The sequence below is a fragment of the Streptomyces umbrinus genome (assembly GCF_030817415.1).
Lineage (GTDB): Bacteria > Actinomycetota > Actinomycetes > Streptomycetales > Streptomycetaceae > Streptomyces > Streptomyces umbrinus_A.
In genome coordinates this window covers 10,434,211-10,451,692 of record NZ_JAUSZI010000002.1, presented here as the reverse complement: position 1 = coordinate 10,451,692, position 17,482 = coordinate 10,434,211, and the positions used below count along the sequence as shown (strand labels likewise).

General features: G+C 71.0%; 15 protein-coding genes. 7 read left to right on the top strand and 8 right to left on the bottom strand.

Going from position 1 to position 17,482, the window contains the following annotated elements:
* Positions 1–17: 17 nt before the first annotated feature.
* From QF035_RS46270 to QF035_RS46260, 3 genes are all read right to left on the bottom strand, one after another.
* Positions 18–455 carry a roadblock/LC7 domain-containing protein gene (locus tag QF035_RS46270; protein WP_307528013.1) on the bottom strand — a complete coding sequence of 146 codons (438 nt, stop codon included), beginning with the start codon at positions 453–455 and terminating at the stop codon, positions 18–20.
* A complete protein-coding gene (locus QF035_RS46265) occupies positions 452–3,004 on the bottom strand; it encodes a sensor histidine kinase (RefSeq protein ID WP_307528011.1) in 2,553 nt (850 codons plus the stop codon). The genes QF035_RS46270 and QF035_RS46265 overlap by 4 nt, the downstream gene beginning before the upstream one ends.
* Positions 3,005–3,066: 62 nt before the next feature.
* Entirely contained in the window at positions 3,067–3,840 is a 774-nt protein-coding gene (locus QF035_RS46260) for an MHYT domain-containing protein (protein ID WP_307528009.1), read from the bottom strand.
* Between the two features lie 179 nt (positions 3,841–4,019).
* On the opposite strand from QF035_RS46260, the gene QF035_RS46255 reads away from it, so the two are divergent.
* Entirely contained in the window at positions 4,020–4,619 is a 600-nt protein-coding gene (locus QF035_RS46255) for a class I SAM-dependent methyltransferase (RefSeq protein WP_307528007.1), read from the top strand.
* Positions 4,620–4,685: 66 nt separating this feature from the next.
* Here the strand turns inward: QF035_RS46255 and QF035_RS46250 are convergent, their stop codons facing one another.
* Entirely contained in the window at positions 4,686–5,441 is a 756-nt protein-coding gene (locus tag QF035_RS46250) for an alpha/beta fold hydrolase (RefSeq protein WP_307528005.1), read from the bottom strand.
* A 99-nt stretch (positions 5,442–5,540) separates the two neighbouring features.
* Here QF035_RS46250 and QF035_RS46245 point away from each other — a divergent pair, with 99 nt between their 5' ends.
* From QF035_RS46245 to QF035_RS46235, 3 genes are all read left to right on the top strand, one after another.
* The gene (locus tag QF035_RS46245) at positions 5,541–6,074 is read left to right on the top strand and encodes a PadR family transcriptional regulator (protein ID WP_307528003.1); all 534 of its coding nucleotides are present in this window, start codon (positions 5,541–5,543) and stop codon (positions 6,072–6,074) included.
* A 108-nt stretch (positions 6,075–6,182) separates the two neighbouring features.
* Positions 6,183–6,500 (top strand): hypothetical protein, encoded by a 318-nt coding sequence (locus QF035_RS46240; protein ID WP_307528000.1) that lies wholly within the window; start codon positions 6,183–6,185, stop codon positions 6,498–6,500.
* Positions 6,501–6,694: 194 nt separating this feature from the next.
* On the top strand, positions 6,695–7,561 hold the full coding sequence (locus QF035_RS46235; protein WP_307527998.1) for a hypothetical protein: 867 nt from the start codon (positions 6,695–6,697) through the stop codon (positions 7,559–7,561).
* A 193-nt stretch (positions 7,562–7,754) separates the two neighbouring features.
* On the opposite strand, the gene QF035_RS46230 is transcribed toward QF035_RS46235, so the two are convergent.
* Both QF035_RS46230 and QF035_RS46225 read right to left on the bottom strand, forming a co-directional pair.
* Positions 7,755–7,937, bottom strand: coding sequence for a hypothetical protein (locus QF035_RS46230; protein WP_055611783.1), 183 nt, complete (start codon positions 7,935–7,937; stop codon positions 7,755–7,757).
* 105 nt (positions 7,938–8,042) lie between these two features.
* A complete protein-coding gene (locus QF035_RS46225; protein ID WP_307527996.1) occupies positions 8,043–9,086 on the bottom strand; it encodes a fatty acid desaturase family protein in 1,044 nt (347 codons plus the stop codon).
* Positions 9,087–9,377: 291 nt separating this feature from the next.
* Between QF035_RS46225 and QF035_RS46220 the strand changes: the two genes are divergently transcribed.
* The 3 genes from QF035_RS46220 to QF035_RS46210 all read left to right on the top strand — a co-directional run bounded on the left by QF035_RS46220 (position 9,378) and on the right by QF035_RS46210 (position 15,034).
* Complete coding sequence (locus QF035_RS46220; protein ID WP_373466829.1) at positions 9,378–12,233, top strand: DEAD/DEAH box helicase; 2,856 nt, start codon at positions 9,378–9,380, stop codon at positions 12,231–12,233.
* The gene (locus QF035_RS46215; RefSeq protein ID WP_307527992.1) at positions 12,230–13,501 is read left to right on the top strand and encodes an SWIM zinc finger family protein; all 1,272 of its coding nucleotides are present in this window, start codon (positions 12,230–12,232) and stop codon (positions 13,499–13,501) included. The genes QF035_RS46220 and QF035_RS46215 overlap by 4 nt, the downstream gene beginning before the upstream one ends.
* A 192-nt stretch (positions 13,502–13,693) precedes the next feature.
* On the top strand, positions 13,694–15,034 hold the full coding sequence (locus QF035_RS46210; RefSeq protein WP_307527990.1) for an esterase-like activity of phytase family protein: 1,341 nt from the start codon (positions 13,694–13,696) through the stop codon (positions 15,032–15,034).
* Positions 15,035–15,080: 46 nt separating this feature from the next.
* On the opposite strand, the gene QF035_RS46205 is transcribed toward QF035_RS46210, so the two are convergent.
* Together QF035_RS46205 and xylA are read right to left on the bottom strand one after the other, a co-directional pair.
* Positions 15,081–15,695 carry a hypothetical protein gene (locus tag QF035_RS46205; RefSeq protein ID WP_307527988.1) on the bottom strand — a complete coding sequence of 205 codons (615 nt, stop codon included), beginning with the start codon at positions 15,693–15,695 and terminating at the stop codon, positions 15,081–15,083.
* A gap of 434 nt (positions 15,696–16,129) precedes the next feature.
* On the bottom strand, positions 16,130–17,296 hold the full coding sequence (gene xylA / locus QF035_RS46200; RefSeq protein ID WP_307527986.1) for a xylose isomerase: 1,167 nt from the start codon (positions 17,294–17,296) through the stop codon (positions 16,130–16,132).
* Between the last annotated feature and the right edge of the window lie 186 nt (positions 17,297–17,482).

The window sequence follows — 17,482 nt, the reverse complement described above, 5'->3', positions numbered from 1 at the left end:
TGCGCCGGCATCGTCGCTCACCTGGCCGCGGGCGGGTGAGCGGCTGTGCGGGGAGCCGAGTAGAGGTGCTCCCCCACCCGTTTGACCAGGAGCGCCATCTCATAGGCGACCAGGCCGATGTCGGCCGTTACGGCGCTCAGGACGGCGAGGCAGGAGCCTTCTCCGGCGGCCGCCACGAACAGGAAGCCGTCGTCCATCTCCACCATGGTCTGGCGTACGCCACCGGCGCCGAAGTGACGGCCTGCCCCCTTGGCCAGGCTGTGGAAGCCGGAGGCGATCGCGGCGAGATGCTCCGCGTCCTCGCGCCGGAGTTCGCTGGACGCGCCGACCGCGAGGCCGTCGTTGGACAGCACGACGGCATGCCGCACTTCGGCGACGCGCAGCGCCAAGTCGTCCAGCAGCCAGTCGAGTTCGCCGGACCGCTGGGCGGTCCCCATGCCCGGTTCCTGGATCATGCGGGGTCTCCTTCGCTGCTGTCGCTGCCCGCTACGGGGTCGGGGGTGACGCCGAGGCCGGGTGCCCGGCCGCCGCCGCGGGTCCACCCCGCGCGATAGGCCGCCATGCGGTCCCGTACCGCCTCGGGGGTGCGTTCGTCGTCCGTCCGAGGCGGTGCTTCCGCGGGCTCGTCGGGCCGTCCTTCGCGCAGTTGCGGGGCGAGGCTGGCTTGTCGTACACGCCGTGGGAGTTCGTCGGATTCCACGGTGTCGTCCTCGGGTCGGTGCAGGCGCAGGGTGGTGACGCCTGGCGGCGTTCGGCTTTCGCGTTCGCCTTCGGAGGAGGCTTCCGCCTCGATCGGTATGGGGGGCACCAGGGCCGGCCGCTCGTTCAGCGCCTCTACCGACGGTGCCTCTACGGAGTCGCGTTTCCGGGCGGGGCCGGGCACGCGCGCGTACGTCCGTTCCGCGGCCTTCTCCGGGTCCGCCCGGCGGCCACCGGAACGTTCCTCCGCGGCGGCCTGCAGGAGTGGCGTGGGCAGCAGGACGACCGCGGTGGTGCCTCCGTAGGGCGAGGTCCGCAGGTGGACCTTGATGCCGTGGCGGGCCGCGAGCCTGCTGACCACGAAGAGGCCGAGCCGGTCGCTGTCGAAGAGGTCGAGTGCCTCGGACTGCTCGATGCGGCGGTTGGCCTCGGCGAGTGTCTCCTTGCCCATACCGAGCCCCCGGTCCTCGACCTCCACGGCGTAGCCGTTGCCGACCGGCTCTCCGGTCACGCGCACCCGGGTGTGGGGTGGTGAGAACTGGGCGGCGTTCTCGACGATTTCGGCCAGCAGGTGCGTGAGGTCCGCCACCGCGGCTCCGACGACCGAGGTCTCCGGGAGCTGTCGCACCTCCACGCGCGCGTAGTCCTCGACTTCGGAGACAGCGGCACGGACCACGTTCGTCAGGGAGACCGGCATGCGCCAGGCACGGCCGGGAGCGGCTCCGGAGAGGATGATCAGGCTCTCCGCGTGGCGTCGCATGCGGGTGGTGAGGTGATCGAGCCGGAAGAGGTCGCTCAGCTCGTTCGGGTCGTCGGAGCGGCGTTCCATGGCGTCCAGCAGGCTCAGTTGGCGGTGGACGAGCACCTGGCTGCGGCGGGCGAGGTTGACGAAGACCCCGGAGATGCCGCTGGCGAGTTCGGCGCGCTCGACCGCGGCGCGCAGGGCGGCCCGGTGCACGGTGGTCAGGGCTTCCGCGACCTGTCCCGCCTCGTCCTCCGCGGGTGGTCCCGGCGGAGCTTCGGCACGGACGTCGATCTCCTCCCCCGCGCGCAGTTTCCGTATGGCCTGCGGGAGTTTGCGCCGGGCGATCTCCAGTGCGGTGTTGCGCAGACTCACCAGCTCGATGACGAGGCCGCGTCCGATGCGTACGGAGATGACGAGCGACGCGGCCACGGCGACGAGTCCCAGCAGAACAGCGGCACCGGCCGGGGCGAGCAGACCGCGGCTGAGCGGATCGGCCCGGTCCGCGACACCGCTGCCGGCGTCCGCCTCGATCGTTCGCATGTCGCCCTGCACGCGCGCGTGTGCCGCGTTCCAGGTCTCCTCGGGCGCGGCGCCGAGCGCCCTGCCGCCCGGACCGGCCGCCAGCACGTCGTTCTCGACGGCGTGTACGTCGGCGTACGCGCTGCCCTCCACGAGGTTCTGCCAGGCGACTCGTTCGGAGCCGCGCAGATCGGCGACGGCCGACTCGGTGAGCAGCCTGCGGGTGTCGACCGCGCCGGTGAACATCCGGAGCCGCTGCCCGTCGAGGGTTCCGGCGAGCCGGGCACCCGTGAGTACCGCGTCCTCCTGCGCGAGGGCCTCACCCGCCCGGGAGAACTCGAGCAGCACGCGCGCGTCGGAGCCGATCTCCGCGTCCTGGATGCCGGTGAGCGCTCCGCCCACCGAGAAGGCCATCGAGATGGTCTTGGTGTACCGCTCGTGCGTCTCGTGCCAGCCGGCCCTCCGGTCGAGTACGGCGGTCCGCAGGGAGCGGAGCTGTTCGGCTCCGGAGACGAAGGTTTCGAGGCGTTCGGCCACCCCGGAGGGCAGCTCCTCGCTGTCGGCGACGGTGCTGTCGTCCCCGAGCCGGAGTTTCACCACGGCCCGGTCGGTGCGTGCCGTCAGCCTCTTGAGGTCGCTCGCACGGTCGGCGGCGGGTTCGGTCGCGTAGCCGACGGCCGCCGCCCGTTCTTCCTGGAGCGCGGCGACGGCCGCGGCGACCGGGGCACGCACCTGGGAGTCCACGCGCTGCAACTGGCGCAGCCTGGAGACGTCCTGGGCGGTCGTGACGGTGGCGTACGCCCAGAGGGCGAGCAGGGAGACGACGGGCACCATCAGCAGGCAGACGATCTTCGCCCGCACGGTCCGGGGACGCAGGCTCCAACCTCCCGCGCGCGTGGGTGCGTCAATGAACTCCGTGTCGGCGGATTCCTCGGGGCCGGAGCCCTCGTCGGCCGGCGGTCCGGCGTGCGCGCGGCGGCCCCGCACCGGGTTGAGCGGTGTCTGGGAGCCGTCTGTCGGGGTCCTACGGGGTGTACGCATGGCCTCCTCGCTCGGAGTGGTTCGGTGGACGCGCTCTCCGGGGCGCCGGTCCGGGCCCTCCGCTAGCGGAGGGCGCTCTCGACGGGCCGCTGGGCCGAGGCGGAGGCCTCGCGCTCTCCCGCCGTCGGGGAGAGCGCGACGAACGCCGATGTCAGGAAGAGATAGGACCCGAGGCCGACGGCGAGGGGGAAGATGAACTGCATCGCCGTGGCCCCGGGCAGGACGTCGCCGGAGGGCGAGACCCGCACGCCGACCGCGATCATCCCGGTGTAGTGCATGCTGCTCACCGCCCCGCCCATGACGAGCGAGGCGACTGCGACTGCGATCGGCGACTTGATGTTGAGCGCCGCCCACAGGGCCGCGGTCGCCGCGACCACGGCGATCAGGACGGAGATCCCGACGAGCACCGGGTCGTAGCTGACGTCGCCGTGCAGCCGCAGTGCGGCCATGCCCAGGTAGTGCATGCTCGCCACGCCGAGCCCGGTGGTGAGCCCGCCGAGCACCAGCGCGCGGCCGCGGTCGCGGCCGTAGCCGACGGCGAACACGCCCGCGCCGACGACGACCATGGCGACGAGCAGGCTGAGCATGGTCAGTGGCACGTCGTAGCGGATGTCGGTGCCGCTGACGCTGAAGCCGAGCATCGCGACGAAGTGCATCGTCCAGATGCCCGTGCCGATGGCGGAGGCCGCGGTGAGCAGCCAGTTGCGGCGCGACCGCCCCGAGGCACCGAGCGCACGGACCGTGCAGCGCAGTCCGAGGGCGGCGCCTATGCAGGCCATCACGTACGACAGCGCGGGGGTCAGCCAGCCGAAGGTGGCGTGGTCCAGGTGTCCCATGGCTCCGGGACGCTAGTCCTGCCGGGAGCGCACGAAGGGGGCGCGTTTCGAAAGGTGGTGGAATCTGGCGCAGCAGTACACCGGAACGATCGCGTCACGCTCGAACATGCGCGCCGCGCCGTGCTCCGTGTCGACGTTCGATCGCGTCCCTCACCCGTCGGTACGAGATCATGCGGTGTATGAGCGACGACCACACGCATGTCCAGGAGTTCTTCGGGGCCCGCGCGGCCGACTGGGACACCCGGTTCCCCGACGACGGTCCGGTGTACGCGGCGGCCGTCACCGAACTCGGGCTGCGGGAGGGCGACCGGGTGCTCGACGCGGGCTGCGGTACGGGTCGTGCCCTGCCGCCCCTCAGGGACGCCGTGGGGCCCTCCGGAGTGGTCCTCGGCGCGGACCTCACCCCGGCCATGCTGGAGGCCGCGGTACGGGCGGGCCGTGACCGGGACGGACAGTTGCTGCTCGCCGATGTGGCGGGGCTGCCGTTGCGCTCGGGGTCCCTCGACGCCGTGTTCGCGGCCGGCCTCATCGCCCACCTGCCCAACCCCTCGGAGAACCTACGGGAGTTGGCGCGGGTCGTAAAACCCGACGGGACACTGGCCCTCTTCCACCCGATCGGCCGGGCGGCCCTCGCGGCACGTCAAGGCCGGCAGATCACACCGGACGACCTGCGGGCGGAGCCCAATCTCCGCCCGCTCCTGTCCGGCTCCGGCTGGCGTCTGACCTCGTACGTGGACGAGGACTCCCGGTTCCTCGCGCTGGCCGTACGCCTTCCCTGAGGCCGCGTATCAGGGCGTCCCGTCGGCCTCAGACCGTTCCGTCGACCTCAGACCGTTCCGTCGACCTCAGGCCGTCCCGGCAATCTCGGCGGCGAAGGCGGCCGGGTCGTCGAACATGACGTTGTGCCCCGCTCCGGGCACCGTCACCACGCGCACTCCGGCGTCCTCCAGGGCTTCCCTGCCCTTGAGTTCACCACTGAGAGCGCCCTGCAGATACACCCGGTCGATCGCAAGGCCTTCGAGCATGCGGCGCATCGTGGGGTTCGATCCGCGGAAGAGTCCGGCCGCGGTGCGGTGGAGGGCACGCGGGTCCGCGAGCCGCATGGTCGCCGCCCACTGCGGGCCGACCTTCTCCAGCACGCGCGCGTGGCCGTCGTTGACGTAGTCGTCCTCTTCGTAGGAGGCGATTCCGCTGCTGCCCGCGGTGACAGGAGGGCGCGGATCGAGGTTGGCCTCGGTGAGGACCAGCCGTGAGACGAGATCGGGCCGCCGATGCGCGAGCACGATGGCGACGGAACCGCCCATGCTGTGCGCGATCAGTTCCGCGTCGGTGGCGCCCGCCTCGTCCAGCGCCGCCGCCAGCGCGTCCGCGTGGTCCTCCAACGTGTAGCCAAAGTGCTCCGGCCTGTCGCTGATGCCGTGTCCGGGCAGGTCGACGAACAGGGAGCGCCGACCCGCCAGTTCGGGCCGCGCCGCGATGTGGGCGTGGTAGACGGTCGATGCGGCCCCCAGGCCGTGCACGTACACCCGCGCGGGATCGTCACCCGCCGTCTCCGTCCAGCGGACCCAGTTCCCCTTGCCGTCGAACTCGGCCTGCTTCATCGCCACTCCCCTGTTCCGTCGCATACTTCTCCAGGACAATACATCGGAACCGATGTATTGTTACTCCGATGTACCACGAGAGTGAGGCAGAATACGGGGATGCTGGAACTCGCCATCCTCGGTTTCCTGTACGACACCCCGCTGCACGGCTATGAGCTGCGCAAGCGCATCACCGCGCTCGCGGGCCATGTGCGGCCCGTGGCCGAGAGCACCCTGTATCCGGCGATCAAGAGACTGGAGACGGCCGGTCTGCTGGCTCGCGCGACGGAGCCGGGCACGGTGGCCGCCCCGCGTCACGTCCTGACGCTCACCGAGGACGGCAGGGGCGAACTGCGCCGCAGGCTGACGGAACCCGTTCAGCGCGACATCACCGACGAGAACCGCTGGTTCACGGTGCTCGCCTTCCTCCGGCACCTCGACGACGCCGCGGCCCAGGCCGCCGTTCTGCGGCGACGGCTCGCCTTCCTCGAGGAACCGGCGAGCTTCTTCTACGAAGGTGACCGACCGCTGCGGGCCGAGGAGTTGGACGATCCGTTCCGGCGCGGGATCCTCACCATCGCGCGCGCCACGAGCCGGGCCGAACTGGCATGGCTGCGATCCATGATCGACTCACTTGACCCGGGTGGACGGTGACCGCCCCACGACCCTGCCCCTCTTCTGAAGTCGAAGCTTCAACTCTACTTTGAGTAGCAGTACATGAGCGATCGGCTACGGCAACCGCACAGGGGGAAGGTGGCCCGCATGTCCGGCATATTGGCCAGACTCTGGAAGTTCGCTTCACGCCCGCGACCGATCGCGTCCCCGGAGCATCCGCCTCCGGCGAAGCGCCGTCCGGAGAAGCGCACCCACAACCTGTTCGAGGCCGCCGCGGCGTACGTGTCGGCGTGCGCCGAGGACGACCAGGACGGGATCGACGAGGCCGCGACCTGGGTGTCGCCGGAGGCTCTGTCGTTCGGGGTCAACGAGCTGGCCTGCCGGGCTGTCATCGCGATCGCGCGGGAGCGCGACGAGTCGCCCGCGACGGTGGCCCGGACGCTCCTGGGCCTGCCTGCCGCCTGACGCCGGCGGGTACCAGGACGATCCCGAGGCGGACCCCGGTGGGGACGGACGCGGGACGGGCGGGGCGGCGACCAGCGGTCGTTTCGCCCCCGTCCAGGGGGACAACCGCAGCTCCGTACGCATTCGGGACCCGTGACAAGCGCCGCGGGGGCGCATTAGGGTGCGCCGACGGACGTAGCGATGGGGAGGCAGGGATGGCCGGGACGGACGATGAGGCCGTCGCCGCCGGGGACGACGACGCGCTGTATGTGCTGACGGCGGTGCTCTTGACGCCTGCGCAGTTCCCCAGCGTGCTGGGCGACGACTACCCGGAGGCGTGTGCGGCTCTGGCGCTCGCGCCGCTCTCCGACGGGTACGGCCTGGTGCTCGGCCAGGACGGTGACGGGTCACGGTGGACGGTTGTCATCGACGACGTGTCGCTGGTGGCTGTCGCCATCGCGTCCTGGGACTGCGGCATGGAGTACGACCTGTCGCCGGACGAGCGCTCGATGGTCGCGGCGCTGCCCGGGTGGCCGCTCGCCGTGGCCGTGGCGGCGCCCGGTGTGCCCGCCCCGCACGATCCGCCGCCCGACATTGCGGAACAGGCGCCCCTGTCCCCGCCGGACACGTCCACGTGGGGCCCGGCTCAGCGGCGTCTGGGCGCCGACGAGATCGCCCTCCAGTGGGCGGCGTGGCGGGAGCAGATCGACGACAAGGAGTTCGCCGGCCAGAACGGCGAGGCACCGCCGGCGCAGGACACGCAGGACGACGAGGCCGGCCAGGGCGGCGAGGCCGGTGACAGCGGGAGCGTGCCTCTCACCGGCGTCCAGCGCGTCCTGGCCGAGGCTCGCTCGTACGTGGACTCGGCACCTCCCCTCGGCCGAGTGCGGTCGTCCTTCGCCTCGGGTGACGCGCGGATGCTTCGGGTCGACGGGCCGGGCTGGTCGATGGTGGCCAGGACCGACGACATCGCCTTCGTGCTCCTCGACGAGAAGCCCGGAGAGGTTCTGCCGGTCGGCCGCGGGCCCGAACTGCCCGGGCTGCTGGACGCGCTGGACAAGATAGCCGTACGTCCCAGCTGAGCCCGGTGGAACAGCTTCCGGGGCAGCTGGGGCCGCGTCCGAAGTGCTGCCCGGCTGACGGCAGACGCGATCACGGCGTGGGGTGGAGCAGGGGCGCGCGACCGCTCCCGGGCCATACCCTCGGCAGGGCCCGTGAGCGGCGGCATGGTCAACTCCTGCGCTCTGGAAGGGAATCGACCGGATCGGCGCCGCCTCAGCGGCCCAGCTCCTTGCGGGACACACGGCGCAACCTGCGCCGCTGTGAGGGGTCCAGCGTCAGATACGCTGCCGTCGGAACTCCCAGGACGATCAGGAGGGCAGCCCACCAGGGCAGCCAGATGAGCAGGAGAAGCCCGACCGCCACACCCCCTACGGCGATCTTCGCGTTCTTCGACATGTGCGTAGCCTCCTTCGCGGCCACTGCCGCTCTCTGTCTTGAGAACGGGTCCGTGTTCCCAGCAGTTCCAGGCCGCGACCCTGATACAACCCTGAGTCGCGTCCCCTACTCGACCCTGAGCGGCTCCCCGACCTCGTACATGTGCCGCAGGGCCTGCCGGTAGGAGTCCACGAGTCCCGTCTCCGCGTAAGGGATACCCAACTCTCGGCAGTGTGCGCGCACCAGGGGCCGGACGAGCTTCAGATGAGGACGGGGCATGCTCGGAAACAGGTGGTGCTCGATCTGGTAGTTGAGGCCACCCAGAAACCAGTCGGTCACGGCGCCCCCTCGGATATTGCGCGACGTGAGCACCTGGCGACGCAGATGCCCCCATCCCTCGCCATCGGGGTCGGGCATCTCCATGCCCTTGTGGTTCGGTGCGAAGGCCAGACCCAGGTGCAGCCCGAAGAGCGCCTGGTGGAGCGCGGCGAAGACGAGGGCCGCGCCGAGGGGCATCGAGCCGAGCAGCAGCGTCACGTACCCGGCGACGTGTGCCACCAGCAGGAAGCCCTCGACCGCGCGTTCCCGCGGAGGCTGTCGACGCAGGTCCTGGAAGCCGTGGAACTTCAGTGCGATGCCTTCGAGGAGGGTGAGCGGGAAGAAGAGCCAGGCCTGGTTGCGGGTGAGCCAGCGCCGGAAACCGCTGCGGTCCACGGCCTGTCCGCTGGTGAAGACCAGGACGTCGGCCACGACGTCGGGATCCTTGTGGATGTGGTTGGGGTTGGCGTGGTGGCGGTTGTGCTTGTCGTTCCACCATCCGTAGCTCATCCCGAGCAGCAGATTGCCGTGGATGAGCCCGATGAGACGGTTCACCGAGCGGTTGCCCGCGATCTGGGAGTGCCCCGCGTCGTGGCCCATGAAGGCGGTACGGGCGGACATCACGGCGAGCGGCGGCGCCAGGAGCAACACCCACCAGGAGTGGCCGATCAGGACGACGCCCGCGACGATTCCGGCCAGGACCAGCGCGTTGCCGGCGATGGCCAGCGCGTACCAGCCCTGCCTGCGGTCGAGGAGACCCTGGCCCTTGACGGTGCGCAGGAGCGGTGTGAACTCGCTTCCGGCGGAGACCCTGGGAGGGCGTTCCACGACGGCTGAGACGTTTTCGGGCATGGCTGGACTCCGGTTCTGGAGACTGGAGGAGCAGGCTGGAAGAGCGCTTGCGGCGGACCGGCCGCGGGGAACGCCGACCTCAAGAAACGTACGGATCAGCGACCCTGGGCGACCATGGCGCCACCCCCCGTGTCCGGGCGGGGGACAACCTCGGCCGCCGGGTGGACCTGACGACACCCCCTGGAGAGAGTGGCCTGTGTCACACCAATCGATGGCCGCCGAGAGTTACTCGTGCTGTATCCTCGGCGACCCTGACCCCAGGTAGTCAAATTTGAGGAACGCGTCATCGCTGTGCAGAGGATTCCTGCGGCAACCCCCTCCGAGATCTCCGAACTGGCCCGCTGCTGTGCCGTTTTCATGCCTGCCGATCCGGCCCGTACCGGCACCGTCGCCTTCTGGATGCCCGACGGTGAAGGGCCTCCCGCGGTCGACTCCGGTGCCGTCGAGGATCTGACGGTCGCGCTGCCCGGCGAGGACGGTGTCGAGCTGGTGACCGTGCCGGCCGTCGTGCTCCCGGTGCGGGCCGCTCTGCCGGTGCTCACGCGCGCGCGTGCCCTGGCGCACGCCCACAGGGCGACCGCCTTCTGGGGTGCCGCGGCCGTGCTCGCGCTCCAACTCGCCGCGCGGGGGCTGCTGCTGCCGGGTCTGAGCGCCGGTGACCACGACGCGTGGCGTACCGGGCCCATGGGGGCGGCGGACCTGGGGCGGATCCGTGAACTGGCCGCCGCGATGCCGCCGCACGCACACGCGGTGCCGATCGACGAGGCGGAGCCGCTGCGGCTCCCCGAGCCCGAGTGGCTGCTGCGTGCCTTCCTCGATGCGGTCGCCGACACACTGCCCCGCTCCCCCGCCGCGACGCTCGCGGCGGGCGGCCACGCCTTCGCCGCTCCCGAGCCGCAGCACGTGCCCGAGCAGCGTGCGTGGGCCGCCGACGTGGCCGCGGGGCACGACGCCGGCGTACGGATCTCGCTGCGCGTCGAGGTGCCGGGCCTCGCGTCGGTCGTGGCGGACGAGACCCGGCTGCCGTTCCGGGCGGTGCCGCAGTTGCACAGCGTGAGCGATCCGGCCCTGCTCGCGGACGCGTCCGAGGTCTGGGGCGGCACGAGTCCGGCTTTCGGCCCGCGCGCCCGGATGGACGCCCTGCTCGCGTTGCGTCGCGCCGCACGGGCCTGGGCCCCGCTCACTCCCCTGCTCTCGGCGAGCGTGCCGGACTCGATCGAACTCGCCGACGAGGAGGTCACGGAACTCCTCGGCGAGGGTGCCCGATCACTCGCGGCCGCCGGTGTGGAAGTGCACTGGCCCAAGGAGCTGGCTCACAAACTGACGGCCCGCGCGGTCATCGGTCCACCGGACGACGAGCGGGGCCCCGACAGGCTGTCGTCGGACACCCCGTCGTTCCTGTCGGCCGACGCGCTGCTGGCCTTCGACTGGCGGTTCGCCCTGGGCGACCAGCAACTGACACGTCAGGAGCTGGACCGACTCGCCGAGGCGAACCGCCCCATGGTGCGGCTGCATGACCAGTGGGTCCTCGTCGATCCCCAGGAGGTCCGTCGCGCCCGCGCCCAGCAGGATCACAAGCTGACGCCCATCGACGCGCTGAGCGCCGTTCTGACGGGCTCCACGGAGGTGGACGGCCAGCGGGTCGACGTACGGCCCACGGGATGGCTGACGACGCTGCGGGACCGATTGTCGGACCCGGAGGGGCAGGAGCCCGTCGGGCAGCCCGCCGCGCTGGACGCGACCCTGCGCGACTACCAGCTGCGCGGGCTCAACTGGCTGGCCCGTATGACCTCGTTGGGTCTTGGCGGCTGTCTCGCGGACGACATGGGCCTGGGCAAGACGATCACGCTGATCGCGCTCCATCTGCACCGGCAGACCGACGAGTCCGCCGCGGGCCCCACGCTCGTGGTCTGTCCGACGTCCCTGATGGGCAACTGGCAGCGCGAGATCGAGCGGTTCGCCCCGGGCACCCCTGTCCGCCGCTTCCACGGTGCGCGGCGGAGCCTCGAAGGGGTGGCCCCCGGCGAGTTCGTACTCACCACGTACGGCACGATGCGGCTCGACGCGCCACGGCTGGCCGAGGCGTCCTGGGGCATGGTCGTCGCCGACGAGGCACAGCATGTGAAGAACCCGCACTCGGACACGGCCAGGCAACTGCGGACGATCGGCGCCCACGCGCGCGTGGCGCTCACCGGAACTCCGGTGGAGAACAACCTCTCCGAGCTGTGGGCCATTCTCGACTGGACGACACCGGGCCTGCTGGGCCGGCTCGGCACCTTTCGCAACCGGTACGCCAAGGCGGTCGAGGGCGGGCAGGATCCAGGGGCGGCGGACCGGCTCGCCCAGCTCGTGCGGCCGTTCCTGCTGCGCCGCCGCAAGTCCGACCCGGGCATCGCACCCGAGCTGCCGCCGAAGACCGAGACCGACCGTGCCGTGTCGCTCACCAAGGAGCAGGCGGGTCTGTACGAGGCGGTGGTCCGCGAGACCCTCGCCGAGATCTCGGGCGCCGACAACATGGCGCGACGCGGACTGATCGTGAAGCTGCTGACCGGGCTGAAGCAGATCTGCAACCACCCCGCGCAGTTCCTCAAGGAGGACAGGCCGAGGATCCCCGGGCGCTCCGGAAAGCTGGAACTGCTGGACGAGTTGCTCGACACGATCCTCTCCGAGGGAGCATGCGTTCTGGTCTTCACGCAGTACGTACGGATGGCGCGGCTCATCGAGCGGCACCTGAGCGCACGCGGCGTCGCCTCGCAGTTCCTGCACGGGGGGACGCCGGTGCCCGAGCGCGAGGCCATGGTGGAGCGCTTCCAGGACGGCGAAGTGCCCGTCTTCCTGCTGTCGTTGAAGGCGGCGGGCACGGGTCTGAACCTGACACGGGCGGAACATGTCGTGCACTACGACCGCTGGTGGAACCCGGCCGTCGAAGCCCAGGCCACCGACCGGGCGTATCGCATCGGACAGACGCGGCCGGTGCAGGTGCACCGGCTCGTCGCCGAGGGGACGATCGAGGACCGCATCGCCGACATGCTGGTGCGCAAGCGGGAGTTGGCGGACTCGGTGCTCGGGTCCGGCGAGTCGGCCCTCACCGAGCTGACCGACACCGAACTGGCCGACCTGGTGGAACTGCGAGGAGGCACCCGATGAGTGACCCGTACGACAACACCCCGGAGCGCACCTTCGCCGCCCTGCCGCCCGCGCACGGGAGGGGCTTCGCGCTGACCTGGTGGGGGCAGGCCTGGCTGAAGGCCCTGGAGGACGCGGCGCTGGACACCCAGCAGGTGAAGACGGGCCGCAGGCTGGCCCGGGCTGGAGCCGTGGGAGCGGTGTCGGTGCGTCCGGGGCGCATCACCGCGGTGGTCCACGACCGCGACCGCACCTCCCACCGCGCCGACGTCCTGTTGCAGGAGCTGTCCGAGGAGCAGTGGGACCGCTTCCTGGGCATGGCCGTCGAGCGGGCCGGGCACATCGCGGCGCTGCTGGACCGCGAGATGCCGACGCACCTCGTCGAGGACGCGGAGGCCGCCGGTGTCGAACTCCTTCCGGGTCTGGGCGATCTGGAGGCGCAGTGCGACTGCGGCGCGTGGGACCACTGCGGTCACACGGCGGCGCTGTGCTACCAGGTGGCGCGGCTGCTGGATCAGGACCCGTTCGTGCTGCTTCTCCTGCGCGGTCGCGGCGAGCGCGAACTGCTGGACGAGCTGCAGGTGCGCAGCGTCCCCCGGACCGAGACCGAGGCTCCAGGGCAGGAGCAGGCGTACGAGGGCGTGGACGCGGCCGAGGCGTACGCGGAGGGGCACCTCCTGCCCCCGCTGCCCGACGCGCCTCCCGTGCCCGCAGAGCCGGGGCTGCCGCCCTCCCTGGACACGGAGACCGATCCGGCGTCCGGGGTCGATCCGGCCGCGCTGGAGTTCCTGGCGACGCAGGCCGCCCGCGAGGCGCACCGACTGCTCGCCGAGGCGCTCCGGGCGGGCCACGAACAACACTCCATAGCGGCCGAGTTGACGCTCTCACAGGACGCCGTGCGACTGGCGTCGGGTGTTCCCGACACCTCAGTGGCCGACCGGCTCGCGGAGGGGTCGGGCCGGGACCGCGAGGGGCTGGCCCTGGCCGTCCGCGCCTGGGAACACGGGGGCACCGCCGCGCTCGACGTGCTGGAGGCCGACCGGCCGGCGCAGCCGGAGACCCTCGCACGCGCGCGTGCCGCCCTGGAGTCGGCCTGGGAGGAGGACCGGCGGCCTGCCCTGCGCGCGTCCCGCAACCGCTGGACCGCGGCCGACGTCCGGACACAGTTGCGTCTGGGGACGGACGGCCGCTGGTGGCCCTATCGCAAGGAACGGGGGCGCTGGGCTCCCGCGGGTCCCGCGTCCCAGGATCCGGCGACCGCGCTCGCTCTGGCGGAGGGGCAGGAGTGACGCCTGCCTGACGGGCGCGCAAGGCGCGCAGGACATGCACGGCACGCACGGCAATTGGAGCACTGAGCACCGGAACCGGCACCGTCCTCCGGATGAGTGGTGGACGCCCGGTGTTCACTCTCCGGCCGTGCGGCGTTCGGGGCGGGGGCGAACTCTGGCCGCTGTCACCGAATTCGTTCCTCAGGAGGCCCCATGTCCCCGTACGCCGCAGGCCGGCGCAGCGTCCACCGTTCCGTCGCCGCGGGCGTGCCGCTCGCCCTGCTGGCCGCTCTCGCGGTGACGGGCACCGCGGTCGGCGCGCCCTCCGGGGAGGCGCGTGTCACGGGTTCCGCGACGCTCGGCGACATTCCGCTCGGCACGTTCAGCAACGCGCTGCTGCCGGGCACGGTGGGCGACGACCGGGGCGTGGACCTCGGCGGCATCGGCAGCGACATCTACCCCGCGGGCCGCAAGGGCGAGTTCTGGACGGTCACCGACCGCGGCCCCAACGGCCAGATCAAGGTGGCCGGCGCGAAGCGCCGCACCTTCCCCGTGTCCGGCTTCGATCCGGCGATCGTGAAGATCCGGGTGTCCGGCGGCACCGTGAAGGTGCTGGACGCGATCCCGATCACCACCTCTTCGGGGAAGCCCGTCACAGGCCTGTCCAACCAGAAGGGGCGCGACGAGGCGCCGTACTCGTACGACGCGAAGACACCGCTCTCGTACAACCCGAACGGTCTGGACACCGAGGGGATCGTGCGGGCCGAGGATGGCAGTTTCTGGCTCGTGGACGAGTACGGGCCCTCGCTGATCCACGTCTCCGCGCGCGGGAAGATACTCACCCGGTACGTGCCCAAGGGACTGAGCCTGACCGGTGCGGACTACCGGGTGGTCGAGGCACTGCCCGCCGTCCTGCTGCACCGGAAGATCAACCGCGGCTTCGAAGGGCTCGCCCAACTGCCTGGCGGCGACCTGGTGATGGCCGTGCAGAGCCCGCTGTCCCTGCCGGACACGGATGCGGGCGAGGCCTCGCTCACGACGCGCATGCTGCGCTTCTCGACGAAGAAGCGGGCCGTCACCGCCGAGTACGCGTACCGGTTCGACCCGGTGAACGTGGTCGACCCGAGCGAGGACGACACCTCCGAGCTGAAGATCTCCTCCGTGGTGGCCGTCGGCCGCGACCGGCTGCTCGTCGAGGAGCGCACCGACAAGGCCGCCCGGTTGCAGGTCGTGAAGCTGACCCGCGGTGCGGACATCCTCGGGGACAAGTGGGACGACGACACGACGTCGCCCTCCCTGGAGCAGCTCGACGACCCCGCGGCCTCCGGCGTTCCGGTGCTGCGCAAGCGTCTTGTCGTCGACCTCGGCGCGGTGAAGGGGGTGCCCGGGAAGATCGAGGGCGTCGCGCGCGTGGATCACGACACGCTGGCGCTCATCAATGACAACGACTTCGGGATGACGGACGGGCCGGAGGCTTTCGACGCCCGGGGACGGCTGGTGGACAGCGGCATCGAGACCACCGTGACGTACGTACGACTGCCGCGCGGGATCTGAATTCCCGCCCCCGCTCGGCGTTTTCACACCTCTGCGCGTACGTGCCTCACGTCAGCGGTTTGGTGAGCTTGCGTTTTCCGGCACCGACGTCAGCGGCCAGACTGCAGGCGACCTTGTCGATGCCGAGCTTGAACCCCGTGGGGTCGGGATACTGCACGAGGGTGCCCCGCACGGTGCCGGCGGGCTGCTTGGCCGCCTTGGTGTCCAGGGGTTTCGCGCAGAGGGCCGATGCCGCCTTCTTGAGGGCGGCATCGGTCGTGTAGGTGCCCTCCAGCTCGGCCACCTTCACGACCTCGGCGTCGTGCGCCGCGCGGCACGAACGCTTCGCGGCCTGGCCCGGCTTGGTGTCGTCGATGTTGAAGCAGTCACCGGTTTGCAGCATGTAGTACGGCACGTCGTCGCCCGCGAGGGACGGGAGCAGCGAGTCCAGGTCGGTCGGAACGTCGCTGGGCAGACCTGACGGCACATCGGTGGGCAGGGAGGGCAGTTCGCTGGGCAGCTCCGAAGGGATACTCAGCGAAGGCGTCGGCAGTCCCCCTGTGGTGGAGTCGCTCTCCGACGGCGACTTCTTGTCGGACGAACCGTCACCACTGGTGGCCACCAGGGCGACCGCGGAGCCGGCGCCGAGGACCACGATCACGGCCAGCACGAGGAACAGCACCCGGCGGCGCCGTCCAGGACCGCCCGGTCGCCCGGGAGGCGGCGATGGTGGCGGTGGCGGTGGGGGCTGCCAGCCTCCTCCGCCGCCCTGCCACGGCGGACCGTTGCCTCCAGGAGGAGGGCCGTAACCCTCTGGAGGAGGTCCGAAGCCTTCGGGCAGCGGGCCGAATCCACCGCCACCCGGAGGAGGCGTGTTGTCCGGCGGCCGAGGAGGCTGAGGCGGTAAGGGCGGCGTGGCCATACCGTCAAGAGTCGCCTCGAACCGGTCACGATGCGACCCCTGCGCGGAACTTGATACGGACTCATGGCGTGGATCGCATGATTCCGGAGGATTCCGCGCAGGAGTTCCAGGCCGCACGCCGACTGGTTACGACCAGTCGCAATCGGCCGTAACCAGTCAGAACGGAACGAAAGCCGAACAGAAGTCGTACGGAATCAGCCCCGGGCGCCCAGCAGGTGGTCCATGGCCAGCTGGTCCAGGTGCTCGAACGCCATCCCGCGCGCGGCGGCCGTCTCGGCGTCGAAGTCCTCGAAGGCCGCACGGTCCGCGAGCAGCGCCTGGAGACCGTCCGAGGCTGTGGGCTGCGCCAGTTCGTCCAGACGCGAGGCACGCAGGGCCTCCTGGACCTCGGGGTCGGCCCGGAAGGCGGCCGTCCGATCGCGCAGGATCAGGTAGTTGCGCATGCAGCCGGCGGCCGACGCCCACACGCCGTCGTAGTCCTCGGTCCTCGGCGGCTTGAAGTCGAAGTGCCTCGGACCCGCGTAACCAGCCGTCTCCAGGAGGTCGACGAGCCAGAACGCGGACCGCAGGTCGCCCGCTCCGAAGCGCAGGTCCTGGTCGTACTTGATGCCGGACTGGCCGTTGAGGTCGATGTGGAAGAGCTTGCCCGCCCACAGGGCCTGGGCGATGCCGTGCGGGAAGTTCAGCCCGGCCATCTGCTCGTGGCCCACTTCCGGGTTGACGCCGTACATCTCGGGCCGCTCCAGGCGCTCGATGAACGCCAGGGCGTGACCGACCGTCGGCAGGAGGATGTCGCCGCGGGGCTCGTTCGGCTTCGGCTCGATCGCGAAGCGCAGGTCGTAGCCCTGGGAGATCACGTACTCGCCGAGAAGGTCGAAGGCCTCCTTCATGCGGTCGAGCGCGACCCGTACATCCTTGGCAGCGCCGGACTCGGCGCCCTCACGGCCGCCCCAGGCGACGTAGATCTGCGCGCCCAGCTCCACCGCCAGGTCGATGTTGCGGATCGTCTTGCGCAAGGCGTACCGGCGTACGTCCCGGTCGTTGGCGGTGAAGGCGCCGTCCTTGAAGACGGGGTGCGTGAAGAGGTTCGTGGTGGCCATCGGCACGGTCATACCGGTCGTGTCGAGAGCCTGCCGGAAGCGCTTGATGTGCGACTCGCGCTCGGTGTCCGAGGACCCGAAGGGGATCAGGTCGTCGTCGTGGAAGGTCACTCCGTAGGCGCCGAGCTCCGCCAGGCGCTGCACGGATTCGACCGGGTCCAGGGCGGCCCGGGTGGCGTCGCCGAACGGGTCCCTTCCCTGCCAGCCGACGGTCCACAAGCCGAAGGTGAACCTGTCCTCGGGGGTGGGCTGGTAGTTCATGCCGCGGCTCCTTGCTTGCTCCGACTATTTCGTCATGGCACTTAACAAATTAGTATGCGGAGGCATCTCTGGGAAGAGACAAGATGTCCTCGAACGGGGACGAGGAGTGGAATGCGCGCCGCGTGGGCCCGGATCCACCCCGAAAACACCAGGTCAGATCCCGCGGAGCCGCGGAAGAGGGAGAGC